The organism is Pseudomonas kermanshahensis, from assembly GCF_014269205.2.
In the GTDB taxonomy this organism is placed as follows: domain Bacteria; phylum Pseudomonadota; class Gammaproteobacteria; order Pseudomonadales; family Pseudomonadaceae; genus Aquipseudomonas; species Aquipseudomonas kermanshahensis.
The window spans coordinates 1,895,664-1,909,496 of sequence record NZ_JABWRY020000001.1 but is presented as its reverse complement, the minus strand read 5'-3'; the positions used below and the strand labels follow the sequence as shown (position 1 = coordinate 1,909,496).

15 protein-coding genes are annotated in these 13,833 nt (G+C 65.3%); 10 read left to right on the top strand and 5 right to left on the bottom strand.

Annotated elements, in window-relative coordinates:
* The first annotated feature begins 20 nt into the window (after positions 1-20).
* Genes HU764_RS09005 through HU764_RS08985 form a run of 5 tightly spaced genes read left to right on the top strand, consistent with a single transcriptional unit; the run spans position 21 to position 4,017 of the window.
* A complete protein-coding gene (locus tag HU764_RS09005) occupies positions 21-590 on the top strand; it encodes a DUF6162 family protein (protein ID WP_099428923.1) in 570 nt (189 codons plus the stop codon).
* A gap of 16 nt (positions 591-606) precedes the next feature.
* Positions 607-1,509, top strand: coding sequence for a metal ABC transporter substrate-binding protein (locus tag HU764_RS09000; protein WP_099428922.1), 903 nt, complete (start codon positions 607-609; stop codon positions 1,507-1,509).
* Entirely contained in the window at positions 1,506-2,255 is a 750-nt protein-coding gene (locus HU764_RS08995) for a metal ABC transporter ATP-binding protein (RefSeq protein ID WP_186703207.1), read from the top strand. The genes HU764_RS09000 and HU764_RS08995 overlap by 4 nt, the downstream gene beginning before the upstream one ends.
* On the top strand, positions 2,252-3,151 hold the full coding sequence (locus HU764_RS08990) for a metal ABC transporter permease (RefSeq protein ID WP_027596190.1): 900 nt from the start codon (positions 2,252-2,254) through the stop codon (positions 3,149-3,151). Before HU764_RS08995 ends, HU764_RS08990 begins: the two co-directional genes overlap by 4 nt.
* On the top strand, positions 3,148-4,017 hold the full coding sequence (locus HU764_RS08985) for a metal ABC transporter substrate-binding protein (protein WP_186703208.1): 870 nt from the start codon (positions 3,148-3,150) through the stop codon (positions 4,015-4,017). Before HU764_RS08990 ends, HU764_RS08985 begins: the two co-directional genes overlap by 4 nt.
* Before the next feature lie 98 nt (positions 4,018-4,115).
* Here the strand turns inward: HU764_RS08985 and HU764_RS08980 are convergent, their stop codons facing one another.
* The 5 genes from HU764_RS08980 to HU764_RS08960 all read right to left on the bottom strand — a co-directional run bounded on the left by HU764_RS08980 (position 4,116) and on the right by HU764_RS08960 (position 7,270).
* The gene (locus HU764_RS08980) at positions 4,116-5,168 is read right to left on the bottom strand and encodes a DUF1615 domain-containing protein (protein WP_085273126.1); all 1,053 of its coding nucleotides are present in this window, start codon (positions 5,166-5,168) and stop codon (positions 4,116-4,118) included.
* 26 nt (positions 5,169-5,194) lie between these two features.
* Positions 5,195-5,746 carry a hydrolase gene (locus HU764_RS08975; RefSeq protein WP_027596187.1) on the bottom strand — a complete coding sequence of 184 codons (552 nt, stop codon included), beginning with the start codon at positions 5,744-5,746 and terminating at the stop codon, positions 5,195-5,197.
* 57 nt (positions 5,747-5,803) lie between these two features.
* A complete protein-coding gene (locus HU764_RS08970; RefSeq protein WP_186679826.1) occupies positions 5,804-6,523 on the bottom strand; it encodes an alpha/beta fold hydrolase in 720 nt (239 codons plus the stop codon).
* Entirely contained in the window at positions 6,520-6,741 is a 222-nt protein-coding gene (locus HU764_RS08965; RefSeq protein WP_003256222.1) for an MbtH family protein, read from the bottom strand. Before HU764_RS08965 ends, HU764_RS08970 begins: the two co-directional genes overlap by 4 nt.
* A gap of 127 nt (positions 6,742-6,868) precedes the next feature.
* Complete coding sequence (locus HU764_RS08960; RefSeq protein ID WP_186679829.1) at positions 6,869-7,270, bottom strand: hypothetical protein; 402 nt, start codon at positions 7,268-7,270, stop codon at positions 6,869-6,871.
* Positions 7,271-7,615: 345 nt separating this feature from the next.
* Between HU764_RS08960 and purU the strand changes: the two genes are divergently transcribed.
* The 5 genes from purU to HU764_RS08935 are packed head-to-tail and all read left to right on the top strand — an operon-like array spanning position 7,616 to position 13,831.
* A complete protein-coding gene (purU, locus tag HU764_RS08955) occupies positions 7,616-8,482 on the top strand; it encodes a formyltetrahydrofolate deformylase (protein ID WP_027596184.1) in 867 nt (288 codons plus the stop codon).
* Positions 8,479-9,390 (top strand): bifunctional methylenetetrahydrofolate dehydrogenase/methenyltetrahydrofolate cyclohydrolase FolD, encoded by a 912-nt coding sequence (gene folD / locus HU764_RS08950; protein ID WP_027596183.1) that lies wholly within the window; start codon positions 8,479-8,481, stop codon positions 9,388-9,390. The genes purU and folD overlap by 4 nt, the downstream gene beginning before the upstream one ends.
* Complete coding sequence (locus HU764_RS08945) at positions 9,372-10,613, top strand: FAD-dependent oxidoreductase (RefSeq protein WP_186679831.1); 1,242 nt, start codon at positions 9,372-9,374, stop codon at positions 10,611-10,613. The genes folD and HU764_RS08945 overlap by 19 nt, the downstream gene beginning before the upstream one ends.
* Before the next feature lie 12 nt (positions 10,614-10,625).
* A complete protein-coding gene (locus HU764_RS08940) occupies positions 10,626-10,931 on the top strand; it encodes a sarcosine oxidase subunit delta (protein WP_186679833.1) in 306 nt (101 codons plus the stop codon).
* Positions 10,928-13,831: a 2Fe-2S iron-sulfur cluster-binding protein gene (locus tag HU764_RS08935; RefSeq protein WP_186703209.1), complete on the top strand. Its 2,904-nt coding sequence runs from the start codon at positions 10,928-10,930 to the stop codon at positions 13,829-13,831. Before HU764_RS08940 ends, HU764_RS08935 begins: the two co-directional genes overlap by 4 nt.
* Positions 13,832-13,833: the final 2 nt, after the last annotated feature.

Genomic DNA, 13,833 nt, shown 5'->3' with positions numbered 1-13,833 from the left:
CGGCCATGAATAGCCCAGCCATGAACCGCGCCCAGGTAGTCCGCCCGGCCGGCGCCGGCCACGAAACCCTGTACGTGCTGCTGGTCAGCCTGCTGATCGTGGTGCTTGCCGCCACGGTGGTGATGCTGCGTGGCGAACGCGAGGACGAACAGACCATCGCCAGCCACCAGATCGACGCCCGCCGCGACCTGACCCCCGCCGAACAAGGCCTGTACACCGACCTGCGCGTGGCCTTCGACGAGATCCAGTTGCTGCGCGAGGAAACCGCCGCCGTGCCCAGCGTACAAGCCCTGGCCGACGACGGCTTGCCACCTTTTGTGGTCGATGCGGGCAGCCAGAGCCGCGGTGGCCACCAGTGGTCGTGGCTGGCAACTGGCGCCTACCTGGGCCGCAGCCAGGCCCCTCAGGTGGCCGGCAGCCTGCTGCTGATTCTGCCTGACGACAGCACTGGCCAGCCGGATGTGTGGCTACGCCGCGACAGCGCCGCCGTTACGCCGGACGACCTGGGCCACGCCGCCCTGATCGCCGCCGGCTGGCAACAGGTGGTCAGCCACTACGACGCCGGGGTCACCCGCGAACACCGTCACTGAACCCAAGGACTCCCCCATGTTCCGCTCCGCCCTCGCCCTGCTCCTGGCCCTTGCCCTGCCGGCACTGGCCCTGGCCGATAACGGCAAGCCCCTGCGCATCGGCATTACCCTGCACCCGTATTACAGCTACGTCAGCAACATTGTCGGTGACAAGGCCGAAGTGGTGCCGCTGATCCCGGCGGGCTTCAACCCGCATGCCTACGAGCCGCGCGCGGAGGACATCAAACGCATCGGCACGCTGGACGTGGTGGTGCTCAACGGCGTGGGCCATGACGACTTCGCAGACCGCATGATCGCGGCCAGCGAAAAACCCGGCATCGCCACCATCGAGGCCAACCAGAATGTGCCGTTGCTGGCCGCCACCGGCATCGCCGCGCGTGGCGCCGGCAAGGTGGTCAACCCACACACCTTCCTGTCGATCAGCACCACCATCGCCCAGGTCAACAACATTGCCCGCGAATTGGGCAAGCTCGACCCGGACAACGCCAAGCTCTACACGCAAAATGCCCGCGCCTATGCCAAACGCCTACGCGCCCTGCGCGCCGAGGCCCTGGCCAAGGTCACCGAAGCGCCCAGCGCGACCTTCCGCGTGGCGACCATCCATGCGGCCTACGACTACCTGGTGCGTGACTTTGGCCTGGAGGTCACTGCTGTGGTCGAACCGGCGCACGGCATCGAGCCAAGCCCGGCCCAGCTGAAAAAGACCATCGACCAGCTCAAGGCGCTGGACGTGAAGGTGATCTTCTCGGAGATGGACTTCCCGTCCGCCTATGTCGAGACCATTCAGCGCGAATCGGGCGTGCGCCTGTACCCGCTGACGCACATTTCCTACGGTGACTACACCAAGGAAAAGTACGAAGTGGAGATGAAGCGCAACCTCGACACCGTGGTCCGCGCCATCCAGGAGAACCGCGCATGACCGCCGCCGCCCACCTCGCCGCGGCCAATGGCCCGCGCATCGAGTTTGCCGGCATCGACCTGACCTTGGGCCGCACCCGCATTCTCGAACAGGTCAGCTTCAGCGTGGCGGCCGGCAGCGTGCATGCGATCGTCGGCCCCAATGGCGGCGGCAAAAGCTCGCTGATCAAGACCTTGCTCGGGCAGATGCCGCACCAGGGCCAACTGACCCTGCACTGGCCGAGCCCCCACGAAGTGATCGGCTACGTGCCCCAGGCGCTGGAGTTCGACCGTGGCCTGCCGATGACCGTGGACGACTTCATGGCCGCCATGTGCCAGCGCCGGCCCGCCTTCCTCGGCCTGTCACGCCGCCTGCAACCGGCCATCGATGCCGCGTTGGCCCGGGTCGGCATGCTCGACAAGCGCAAGCGGCGCATGGGCGCGCTGTCCGGCGGTGAACGCCAACGGGTGCTGCTGGCCCAGGGGCTGATTCCCGAGCCGCAACTGCTGGTGCTGGATGAACCCATGTCGGCCCTCGACGAAGCGGGCATTCAGGTGTTCGAGCAGCTGCTGCACAGCTGGCGCCAGGCTGGCACCACCGTGTTGTGGATCGAGCACGACCTGGAGGCCGTGCTGCGCCTGGCCGACCGGGTCACTGGCCTGAGCCGCCAGGTGCTGTTCGACGCCCCACCCGCACAGGCCCTGACCCCAGAGCGCCTGCTTGGCCTGTTCTCCGTTCACCCGCGCAGCGAGAGCCTTGCCTCATGAGTTTTGAAGCATTTCGCCAACTGGTCCAAGAATGGGCCAACACCGGCTACCTGCCCGAGGCGCTGGCCTACGGGTTTGTGGTCAATGCCCTGTTGGCCGGCCTGATGATCGGCCCGGTGCTGGGCGGCCTGGGCACCCTGGTGGTGGTCAAGCGCTTTGCCTTCTTCTCCGAGGCGGTTGGCCATGCCGCGCTCACGGGGGTTGCCATCGGCATCCTGCTGGGCGAGCCGTATACCGGCCCTTATGGCAGCCTGTTTGGTTACTGCCTGCTGTTCGGCATCCTGCTCAACTTCCTGCGTAACCGCACCGGGTTGTCACCGGATACGCTGATCGGCGTGTTCTTGTCGGTGTCCCTGGCCCTGGGCGCAAGCCTGCTGCTGATGCTGGCGGGCAAGATCAACGTGCACATCCTCGAGAACGTGCTGTTCGGCTCGGTGCTGACGGTCAGCGCCCAGGACCTGGTGGTGCTGGGTATCGTCGCGGTGCTGGTGCTGGCGCTGGCCTTGCCGCTGTACAACCGCATCATGCTGGCCAGTTTCAACCCGCAATTGGCGGCGGTACGCGGGGTGGCGGTGAAGACCCTGGACTACCTGTTCGTGGTGCTGGTGACCCTGGTCACGGTGGCGTCGGTGAAGGTGATCGGGGCGATTCTGGTCGGTGCGCTGCTGGTGATTCCGGCGGCTGCGGCACGCCTGGTCAGCCAGTCGCTCAAGGGCTTTTTCTTTATCTCGGTGCTGATCGCCACGCTGAGCACCCTGCTCGGCATCTTGTTGCCGATCGTTTGCGACCTGCCGGTACCTTCCGGCGCTGCGATCATCCTGGTCGCCGGCATCTGCTTCGCACTGGCCGCGCTGGCCCGTGCGCTTGTTCCACGCCTGCAAGGAAACCCGGCATGAACCTGAAACAGCTGACCTTGGCACTGACCCTGGCGGGCCTGCCTTCGCTCTCTTTTGCCACGCAAGTGCTCACCACCTTGCCGGTGACCCACAGCCTGGCCACCGCCCTGCTCGACGGCACTTCGGTGCAGCTCAAGCGCGCAGCGCCTGCCAACCTGCCGGCCAGCCGCCAACCTTCGTACTTCAGCAGCCGCGGCGGCGAGAGCCTGGCAAACGCCGCGCAACAGGCCGACGCGGTGATCGGGGTGCGCTCGATCTGGCGTGACGACCCGCTCTACCCGATGGCCCGGCGCAGCAATATTCGCATCGTCGAAATTGATGCAGCGCGCCCGGTGGATGGCGCCTTGCCAGGGATTGCGGTGACCGGCGACGACGCCTACGGCGCCTACCCGTGGCTGAACCCGACCAACCTTGGGCGCATGGCCGATGTGGTGGCCAATGACCTGGAACGGTTGTCGCCGGCCGACAAGGCGAAGATCCAAGGCAACCTGGCCGGCCTCAAGCGCCAGCTGCTGGAGCTGACGGCCAGCAGCCAGACCCAGCTGGCCGAGGTAGACAACTTGACCGTGGTCAGCCTGTCCGAGCGCTTGGGTTACCTGGCCAGCGGGTTGAACCTGGATGTGGTGGAACAGGCGCTGCCGGCCGAGGGCAAGTGGGATGCGGCGGCGCTCAAGGCGCTGGGGGAAAACCTGAAAAGTCAGGACGTGGCATTGGTGCTGGACCATCGCCAGCCGGAGCCGGCTGTGGCCGAGGTGATCAAGGCTGCAGGGGCCCGGTTGGTGGTGGTGGACAGTGATGCCGATGATGCGGTGGCGGGGTTGAAGGCCAGTGTTGACCAAGTGGTTGGCGCCTTGAGCGAAAGCTGATGCCGCCTGTACTGGCCTCTTCGCGGGTAAACCCGCTCCCACAGGTCTCCGTCGGTGACGGGCCTGGCCGGGAAGAGGCCGGCACAGGCCATCGACATTCAGCGCTTCATGCACCGCTGGTACCGCTCATCCACCCTGCCCGCAAACCACGCGGTGGTGAGCTTACGGGTAATCTTCGGGCTCTTCAGCTCGATCCCCGGCAAGACCGCACGCGCCACCGGTTTACCTCCCGCCGCATCCGCCAGCTCGAACACACCGCTGTACAGCTTGCTGTCTTCAAAGGCCAGGCTGTCACCCGACTCCAACTGGCTGCGAATCTGTGGGTTGCGCAAACCCAGCTTCACCCCCAATTTGCGCGCCGCCAGCTCGGTGGTACCGGGCATGATCGCGCCGGGGGCAATCAGGTCGCCATCCAGCGCCAGGCTGGTGCCCGTCACCTTGCTCAGCGCCGCCTGGAACGCCGCATTGCGGCTGGCGTACCAGCCTGCATTGAAATCAGCGAAGCGGTACAGCTGGCGATCGTAATGCGCCGGGTAGCCCAGCAGGTGAGCAATGCCGAAATACAGGCCGCCACGGCGGCTGAACACTTCCTGGCGGATCGTGCCTTCATAGCTGTAGGGGTAGTCCTTGGCGTGCTTTTCGGCGAAGTCGATGCTGACCTGCATCGGCCCGCCGGTGTGCACCGGGTTGAGCCCACCCAGCAAGGTCTTGCCCAGTGGCAGGCGGGCGATGACTTCGTCGTACAGCGCACTCAGTTGCTTCTCGCTGCGCACGGCCAGCAGCCGCTGCTGGTAGCTCTGGCCGTTGCCGGAAGGCGTCTTCAGCGCGCCATCCACCAGCAGGCGGGGAATGTGCAGGCGCGCGGCGCGACGGTCGATTTCGTCGCGAGCGATGCGCCCGAGGTTGGGCACCTGTGGGTCGGCGTTGAAGGTCGACTCCTGCTCGGTCACTGCCAGTACCGCGCACAGGTTGCTTTTGCTAGGCGCAATGCGCTGGGCTTCGAAGGCCTGTTGAATGTCCTTGGCCCAGCCTGCACGGTCTTTGGCTTGCGCGGGTAATAAGCGCATCAGTTGGGCGCGCACCTTGGCCGGGTCCGCTTCAGGCTCTTCTTCGCGACGCCCCGCGCAGCCTTGCAGCAGCGCCAGGGCCATCAGGGCCGTCGCCAGTAACCGCGCGTTCAGGGCTGCTCACCGACCAGGTAGGTCTTGCTGATATGGCGGAACTGCGGGTGGCTGGCACTGCCCATCAGTTCGAACAGCACCATCTCACGGGTGACGATGTGCGCCCCGGCTGCGCGCATGCGCGCCAGGCCCGCGGCCTTGCTGGCTGCGGTGCGGCTGTCACAGGCATCCTCGACCACGAACACCTGCTTGCCCAACGCCAGCAGGCCGAGCACAGTTTGCAGCACACAGACGTGGGTCTCCATACCGCAGACGATCACCTGCTCACGTCCCATCAAACTGGCCGGCAAGCACTCGGCGGCCACACAGGAGAAATGGCTTTTTTCCACTACCTGGGCAGCAGGCGCTGCAGCGGTCAGTTCCGCCAAGGTAGGGCCAAGCCCTTTGGGGTACTGTTCGGAAATGACCGTCGGCAGTTCCAGCTCCGCAGTCGCCGCCAGCAACCAGCGCGCTCGCGCCCGAGTGCCTTCGGGGTCGCTCATGGCGCCGATGAGTTTTTCCTGGATGTCGACGACCAGCAGCGTGGCCTTGTGTGGATCGATCAGCATTGTCTGCCCCTTGCCTGGGAAAAGGCCTAGCCTCCCCCAGGCAAGCGGTGACGTCAATCAGGCCGAAAGCCGATGTGGCTCAAGCGACGCGGCCAGCACGCCGAGCACACGGTCTTCGTGTTCGTGGATGAAGAAGTGGCTGCCGGGGAATATTTCCAACGAAAAGTCGCCCAGGGTTTCCTTGCGCCAGGCCAGCAGTTGCTCCTCGCTGGCCCGGTCGTCTTCGCCGCCCAGCACGTGCAGCGGGCATTGCAACGCTGGCCGCTGACGATAGGCATAGCGGCCGCACAGCAAAAAGTCGGCGCGCAGGATCGGCAAGGTCAGGCTCATCAACTCGGCATTGCCCAGCACTTCCTCTGGCGTACCGTTGAGTTCGCGCAATTCGCTGATAAGCTCATCGTCGCGCTTTGGGTCGCGCCAATTCTTACCCTCGTAGTCTTCGCGCCGGGTGGGGGCGGCGGTGCCGCAGGCGAACAACGCCAACGGCGGCGCACACCCCAGCGCCTGTAGCTCATGGGCCAGCTCGAAGGCCAGCAGCGCGCCCAGGCTATGACCGAGCAAGGCATACGGCGCGCTGGCGGCCAGGCGTTGCTCGGCCGCCAATTGCCGCGCAAGTGCCTGCATGTCGGTCTGCAGCGGTTCGCCCATGCGCGCACCGCGCCCAGGCAGCTCCACCGGCCGCACCTGCAACCAGGCCGGCAGCTTGCGCCGCCAGCGGCTGTAAACCATGGCGCTGGCCCCGGAATACGGCAGGCACAGCAGGTTCATCGAGGTCACTGCGCTGCGGCTTCGGCCATCTTCTGGCGCAGGCTCAGCGGGCGCATGTCGGTCCAGACCTCGTCGATGTAGGCCAGGCAGTCTTTCTTCAGGCCGCTCTTGCCTACTGCTCGCCAGCCATTGGGGATTGCCTTGTAGTCGGGCCAGATCGAGTACTGCTCTTCGTGGTTGACCACTACCTGGAACTGGATATCGTCGCGGTCGAATACGGAAGTCATTGCCTGTCTCCTTGAGTGATAGGTGCCGGTACGCGCTTGGCGTAGGACGGTTCTCAAGTAGACGTAAGGCGGTGCGGAAAAATTAGGGGGTTGGTTGGCGGCATGACATGCCCTGTCACCCATCCCCTCACGCCCCCCGCAGCAAGTCATGGTCATCCAACAACCGATAAGCCACCTGCGGATTACGCTCCAACCCCCGCCGAATCGCCGCCGGTATCAACTGCCGGGTCTTGCGGCAAAGCCCCGGTTGTTCATCCAGCTCGATGACAATCCCGCGCATGGTCCGCACCTCATTGAACCCCGGGGCAATGTGCACACGGATGCCAAGGTTTTCATACATCCGCTGTTGCAGGCGCTGCAGGTCATCCAGGTCTTTGAGGTTCTCCAACCGCTCGAGCAGGCGCTTCTCCTCCTGCCGCGTGAGCAGGAGGATGCGCTGCGCCGCTGACGGCTGCTCGGCCAGGTGCTCGCGGCCGCAGTTACAGGCGCCAGGGGGGCACGGTTGGCGAAGGTTGGGTGGTGTGCTCATGGGGCAAGCATAGCCTTCTTCGCCATCAAGCCCCAATTCGAACCTGTTAGGGCCAAAAGGGCCGCTGCGCGCCCCATCGCCGGCAAGCCAGCTCCCACGAGAATGCGCGGTTCCTGTGGGAGCCGGCTTGCCGGCGATGAGCTGCACAGCAGTCCCAGTGCCTCAAAATTCACTTTATTTCCTATCAGGCAAAAAAAATTCACAAAGCGCTAGACCTCAACCCATCACTTCGCCTATAAATCGCCTAAAGGAAATTTATATTCCTACCAAGAAACACCCTTCGCCATCCCGCGAATCCCTTTGCCCTTGTGCCCGACCTGCCCCACTCCACCACGAGGCCCCGACATGCATCCCGCTCCCGATCATTTCATCCTGCGCGTCAGTTGCCCGGCCGTGTCCGGCATCGTCGCCGCGGTGACCACCTACCTGGCCGAGCAAGGTTGCTACATCAGCGAGATGGCGCAGTTCGACGACGAGGACAATGGCCGCTTCTTCATGCGCGCCGTGTTCCGCTACAACACCGGTGTCAGCGGTGACACACCGCAACTGGAAGCGGGCTTTGCCGACGTCGCCCAGCGCTTCGACATGCAATGGAGCCTGCACAGCAGCGCCCGGCCGATGCGTGTGTTGCTGATGGTCAGCAAGTTCGACCACTGCCTGTCCGACCTGCTCTACCGCCACGCCAAGGGCGAACTGGACATGCACATCACTGCCGTGGTTTCCAACCACCTGGACCTGCGCCCCATGGCCGAACGCCAGGGCATCCGTTTCGTCTACCTGCCAGTAACCAAAGAAACCAAGGCCGAGCAGGAGGCCGCACTGATGCGCATCGTCGAGGACACCGGCACCGAGCTGGTGGTGCTGGCGCGCTACATGCAAATCCTCTCCGACGACCTGTGCCGGCAACTGTCGGGCCGGGCGATCAATATTCACCATTCGTTCCTGCCCGGTTTCAAAGGGGCCAAGCCTTACCACCAGGCTTACCAACGCGGGGTCAAGCTGATCGGCGCCACCGCACACTACGTCACCAGCGACCTCGACGAAGGGCCGATCATCGAGCAGGAAGTGCAGCGCGTGGACCACGCCTACGCCCCTGACAACCTGGTAGCCATCGGCCGTGACACCGAGACCATCGCCCTGTCGCGTGCGGTGAAGTACCACCTGGAACACCGGGTGTTCCTCAACCACGACCGCACGGTGATCTTCAAATGAACGCCCTCCCCAGCGTCAAGCTGATCGACGGCAAGGCCACGGCGGCGCGGGTGCTGGCCGAGGTCCGTGAGCAGGTGCACACCCTGCGCCAGGGCGGTGTGCAACCAGGCCTGGCCGTGGTGCTGGTAGGCGCCGACGCCGCCAGCCAGGTGTATGTACGCAACAAGGTGCTGCGCGCCGAGGAAGTGGGCATCCGCTCCCTGGAACATCGCCTGCCGGCAGACACGTCTCAAGCCCACCTGCTGACCCTGATCGACCGGCTCAACCGTGACAACGCGGTCAACGGCATCCTCGTGCAACTGCCCTTGCCGGCACACATCGACGCGCACCGCGTGCTGCAAGCCATCAGCCCGCTCAAGGACGTGGACGGCTTCCACAGCGAGAACGTCGGCGGCCTGGCCCAGGGCCGCGACGTGCTCACCCCCTGCACCCCCAGTGGCTGCATGCGCCTGTTGCGCGATGCTTGCGGTGAGTTGCGCGGCAAGCATGCGGTGGTGGTGGGGCGTTCGAACATTGTCGGCAAACCCATGGCCGCCCTGCTGCTGCAAGCCGACTGCACGGTGACCGTGGTGCACTCGCGCAGCCACGACCTGCCGGCGTTGTGCCGCCAGGCCGACATCCTCGTTGCTGCGGTGGGCAAGCCGCGCCTGATCGGCGCCGACTGGCTCAAGCCCGGCGCAGTGGTGATCGACGTCGGCATCAACCGCATCGATGAAGACGGCCGCAGCCGCTTGGTCGGCGACGTCGATTTTGCCGCCGCCCTGCCCCAGGTCGCCGGCATCACCCCAGTGCCCGGTGGCGTCGGCCCGATGACCATCGCCTACCTGATGAAAAACACCCTGCTCGCCCTCGACCTGCAACAACAGGCCGCCCAACAGGAGCGCACCGCATGCCTTTCGCCCTGCTGAAATACGGCCTGAGCGCCGACTACCCGGTGGAGGTCGACCTGCCGCCACCCTGCGAACTCAAACCGCGCTACGACGTAGTGATTATCGGCGGCGGCGGCCACGGCGTGGCCATCGCCTACTACCTGGCCAAGTACCATGGCATCACCAACGTCGCGGTGCTGGAAAAGGCCTACCTGGGCGGCGGCAATACCGCACGCAACACGGCGGTGATTCGCTCCAACTACCTCACCAGTGAAGGCGTGCGCTTTTACGCAGAATCGGTGCGGATGTTCCAGAACCTGTCCAACGAGTTCGACTTCAACATCATGTACTCCGAGCGCGGCCAGCTGACCCTGGCGCACACCGACGCCACCGTGCGCGCCTTCCGCCAGCGTGCCGAGGTCAACAAGCACTTTGGCGGGCGCACCGAGATGATCGACCGCCAGCAGATCCGCGAACTGGTGCCGAGCCTGAACCTCGACCCCGGCCACCTGCCGGTGCTGGCCGGGCTGTGGCACATCGACGGCGCCACCGCACGCCACGACGCGGTGGCCTGGGGCTACGCCAAGCAGGCCGCCAAGCGCGGGGTCGAGATTCATCAACTGACCGAGGTGCAGGACCTGCTGATCCGCAATGGCCGCATCGAAGCGGTGAAGACCAACCGCGGCACGGTGCAGTGCGGCTGCGTGGTGCAGGCCGTGGCCGGGGCCAGTTCGCTGTTGATGGCCAAGGCCGGCATCCGTGCGCCGATCCACACCTACCCGCTGCAGGCCATGGTCACCCAGCCGTTCAAACCGTTTCTCGATCCGCTGGTCAGCTCGTCAGCACTGCACTGCTACGTGCAGCAGACCAGCCGTGGCGAGATCGTCTTCGGCGGCGGCTCCGACCCCTACCCGTTGTACAACACCCGCTCCACCCTCGATTTGAAGGAAAGCCTACTGGCCCAAGCCATCGAGATGTTCCCGTTCATGGCCAACGCCAAGCTGATGCGCCAATGGGCCGGGATGACCGACATGACGCCGGACTACAGCCCGATCATGGGCCTGTCGCCGGTCGACAACTACTACCTGGACGCCGGCTGGGGTACCTGGGGTTTCAAGGCCACGCCAATTTGCGGCAAGACCATGGCCGAGCTGGTCGCCAGTGGCGGCAAGGTGCCAGAGATGATCGCGCCCTTCGCCCTGGAGCGCTTCAGCCGCTTCCAGCAAGTCAACGAAATGGGCGCGACCGCCGCCAGCCACTGAAAGGAACGCACGATGAAGATCCTGACCTGCCCCTTGAACGGCCCGCGCAACATCAGCGAATTCACCTACGGCGGCGAGTTCAAGCACATGCCCGACCCGGCCGCCTGCAGCGATGCCGAATGGGCCGACTACGTATTCAACAGCGACAACCACGCCGGTGTGGTCATCGAGTGGTGGCTGCACAACGCCTCCAGCTACTGGTTCCTGGCCGAGCGCCACACCGTCAGCGACCAGGTGCTGCGCACCTTCGACCCGAAAGAACGGTTCGACCGCCGCGTCGACTTCACCCCCGCCGCCACCCCGGAGATCGCCGGATGAACAGCCACACTCGCCTCCCCGCGCCCATGGGCCTGTTGATCGACCGCGAGCGGCCCCTGCGTTTCAACTTCGATGGCCAGGCCTGCCAGGGCTTTGCCGGTGACAGTATCGCCAGCGCCCTGCTCGGCAACGGCCGCTGGTTGCTGTCGCGCTCGTTCAAGTACCACCGCCCACGTGGCCCGCTGAGCCTCGCCGGGCAGGATGCCAACACCCTGGTGCAACTGCCCGACGAACCCAACGTGCTGGCCGACATGGAGGCGGCGCGTGATGGGCAGGTGGTCGAGGGGCAGAACTTCAACGGCAGCCTGGAACACGACCGCGACGCCTACCTGGGCACGTTTTCGCGGTTCATGCCGGTCGGTTTCTATTACCGCTCGTTCTACAAGCCCAAGGGCATGTGGAAGGTCTGGGAGCCGCTGATTCGCAAGAAGGCCGGCCTCGGCGTGCTGGACCTCGGCTTCAAGCCGCAGTACTACGACAAGGCCTATCTGTTCGTCGATGTGGCGGTGATCGGCGGCGGCCCTGCCGGTTTGCGCGCCGCGCTGGACGCGGCCAACGCCGGGGCCAAGGTGCTGCTGATCGAGCAGCAACCGGTGCTGGGTGGCTCGCTCACCTACGCCCGTTTCGACATTGCCGGCACCCGCGCTGCCAGCCTGCGCCAGGAGCTGCTGGCCGCTATCGAGGGGCACCCGAACATCCAGGTGCTGCTGAAAGCCACCTGCAACGGCTGGTTCACCGACAACTACCTGCCGGTGATACAGCACAAGCGCCTGTACAAGGTACGCGCCACGCGCTGCCTGGTGGCGGCGGGTTCGTTCGACCAGCCGGTGGTGTTTCGCAACAACGACTTGCCCGGGGTGATGCTGACCAGCGCCGCGCAACGGCTGATGAAGCTCTACGCGGTCAAGCCGGGGCAACGGGCGGTGATCCTCACGGGGCACGATGACGGCTACCTGGCCGCGCTCGACCTGCAGGAGCAAGGTGTGGCCATTGCCGCCCTGGTGGACATGCGCGCCGCGCCCGCCGATGCCGCGCTGGCTGCCGAATTGAAACGGCGTGATATCCCCATTCATCTGGGCAGCACCGTCTATGAAGCCCTGCACGACAAGGGCATGCGCCATGTGACTGGCGTCGATATCCGCCCGATCACCGGCCAGGGCAAGGTCGGCGACCATGGCCTGCGCCTGGCTTGCGACCTGCTGTGCATGTCGGCCGGCTACATGCCGGTGTACCAACTGCTGTGCCAGGCTGGCGGCAAGCTGGCCTATGACGTCAACCGCGACGAGTTCGCCCTCAGTAACCTGCCGGCCGGGCTGGATATCGCAGGCTCGGTGAACGGCCGGCATGTGCTAAGCAATGTGCTCACGGACGCCACACGCGCAGCTAGCCAGGCCCTGGCGGCGCTTGGCCTGGAGGCCCCTGCGCAGGCAAGCTTCGTCGCAGAGGCCAAGGTCAATCATCCGTGGCCGATCTTCCCGCACCCCAAGGGCAAGGATTTTGTCGACTTCGACGAAGACTTGCAGGTGCGCGATATCGTCAACGCCACCCGCAGCGGCTATCGCGATGTGCAACTGGTCAAACGCTTTTCCACGGTCGGCATGGGCCCGTCCCAAGGCCGTCACTCGGCGCTGCCCACCGCGCGCTTAGTGGCCCAGGCCACGGGCCGCAGCATCAGCGAAACCGGCGTGACCACAGCACGGCCACCGTTCCAGGCCGAGAAACTGGCCCATGTGGCGGGCCGCGCATTCGACCCCTATCGGCAAACACCGATGCACCGCCGCCACCTGCAAGCAGGCGCGAAAATGATGCCCGCCGGCATCTGGCACCGCCCGGCCTTCTACGGCAAACCCGAGGACCGCGAACGCTGCATGCAGGAAGAAGCGCGGCATGTGCGCGAGAAGGTCGGGCTGATCGACGTCTCCACCCTCGGCGGCCTCGACGTGCGCGGCCCGGACGCGGCCGAGCTGCTCGAGCGCTTATACACCTTCGGCTTCGCCAAACTGGCGATCGGCCGCACCCGCTATGCACTGATGACCAACGAGCACGGCGTGGTGATCGATGACGGCGTCTGCGCACGCCTGGCCGAGCAGCACTTCTATGTCAGCGCCACCACCAGTGGCGTCGACCGCATCTACCAGCAGATGCTCAAGTGGAACGCGCAGTGGCGCCTGGACGTCGACATCACCAACGTCACCGCCGCCCTGGCCGCCGTCAACCTGGCTGGCCCCTTGTCGCGCCAGGTGCTGGCCAAGGTGTGCGAAGGGGTGGAACTGTCGGCCGCGGCCTTCCCTTACCTGGGCGTACGCCTGGGCAAGGTGGCGGGTATTTCGGCGCGCATCCTGCGGGTCGGTTTCGTCGGCGAGCTGGGCTATGAAATCCATGTGCCGGCACGCCATGCCGAACGCCTGTGGGACGCCTTGATGCAAGCAGGCGCCGGGCTGGGCATTCGCCCGTTCGGGGTCGAGACCCAGCGCCTGCTGCGGCTGGAAAAAGGCCATGTGATCATCAGCCAGGACACCGATGGCATGACCCACCCCGCCGAAATCGACATGCAGTGGGCGATCGGCCGCAAGAAACCGTTCTTCGTCGGCAAGCGCTCGATCGAGATCCTCGAAGCGCAGCCGCTCAAGCGCAAGCTGGTCGGGTTCACGCTGCCCAAGGGCAGCCCGCAGCCACTGGAAGGCCACCTGGTACTGGACGGCCCGGACATCAGTGGCAACGTCACCTCGTGCGAGTACTCGCAAACCCTGGGTCAGATCATCGGCCTGGCTTACGCCGGCGCCCACCAAGCCACCCCCGGCATGCACATCCCAATCCGCGTGGAGGGCGGTGTGATGGTCAATGCCAAGGTGGTGCAACTGCCCTTCCATGATCCCGACAACCTGCGCCAGGAGCTGTGAGC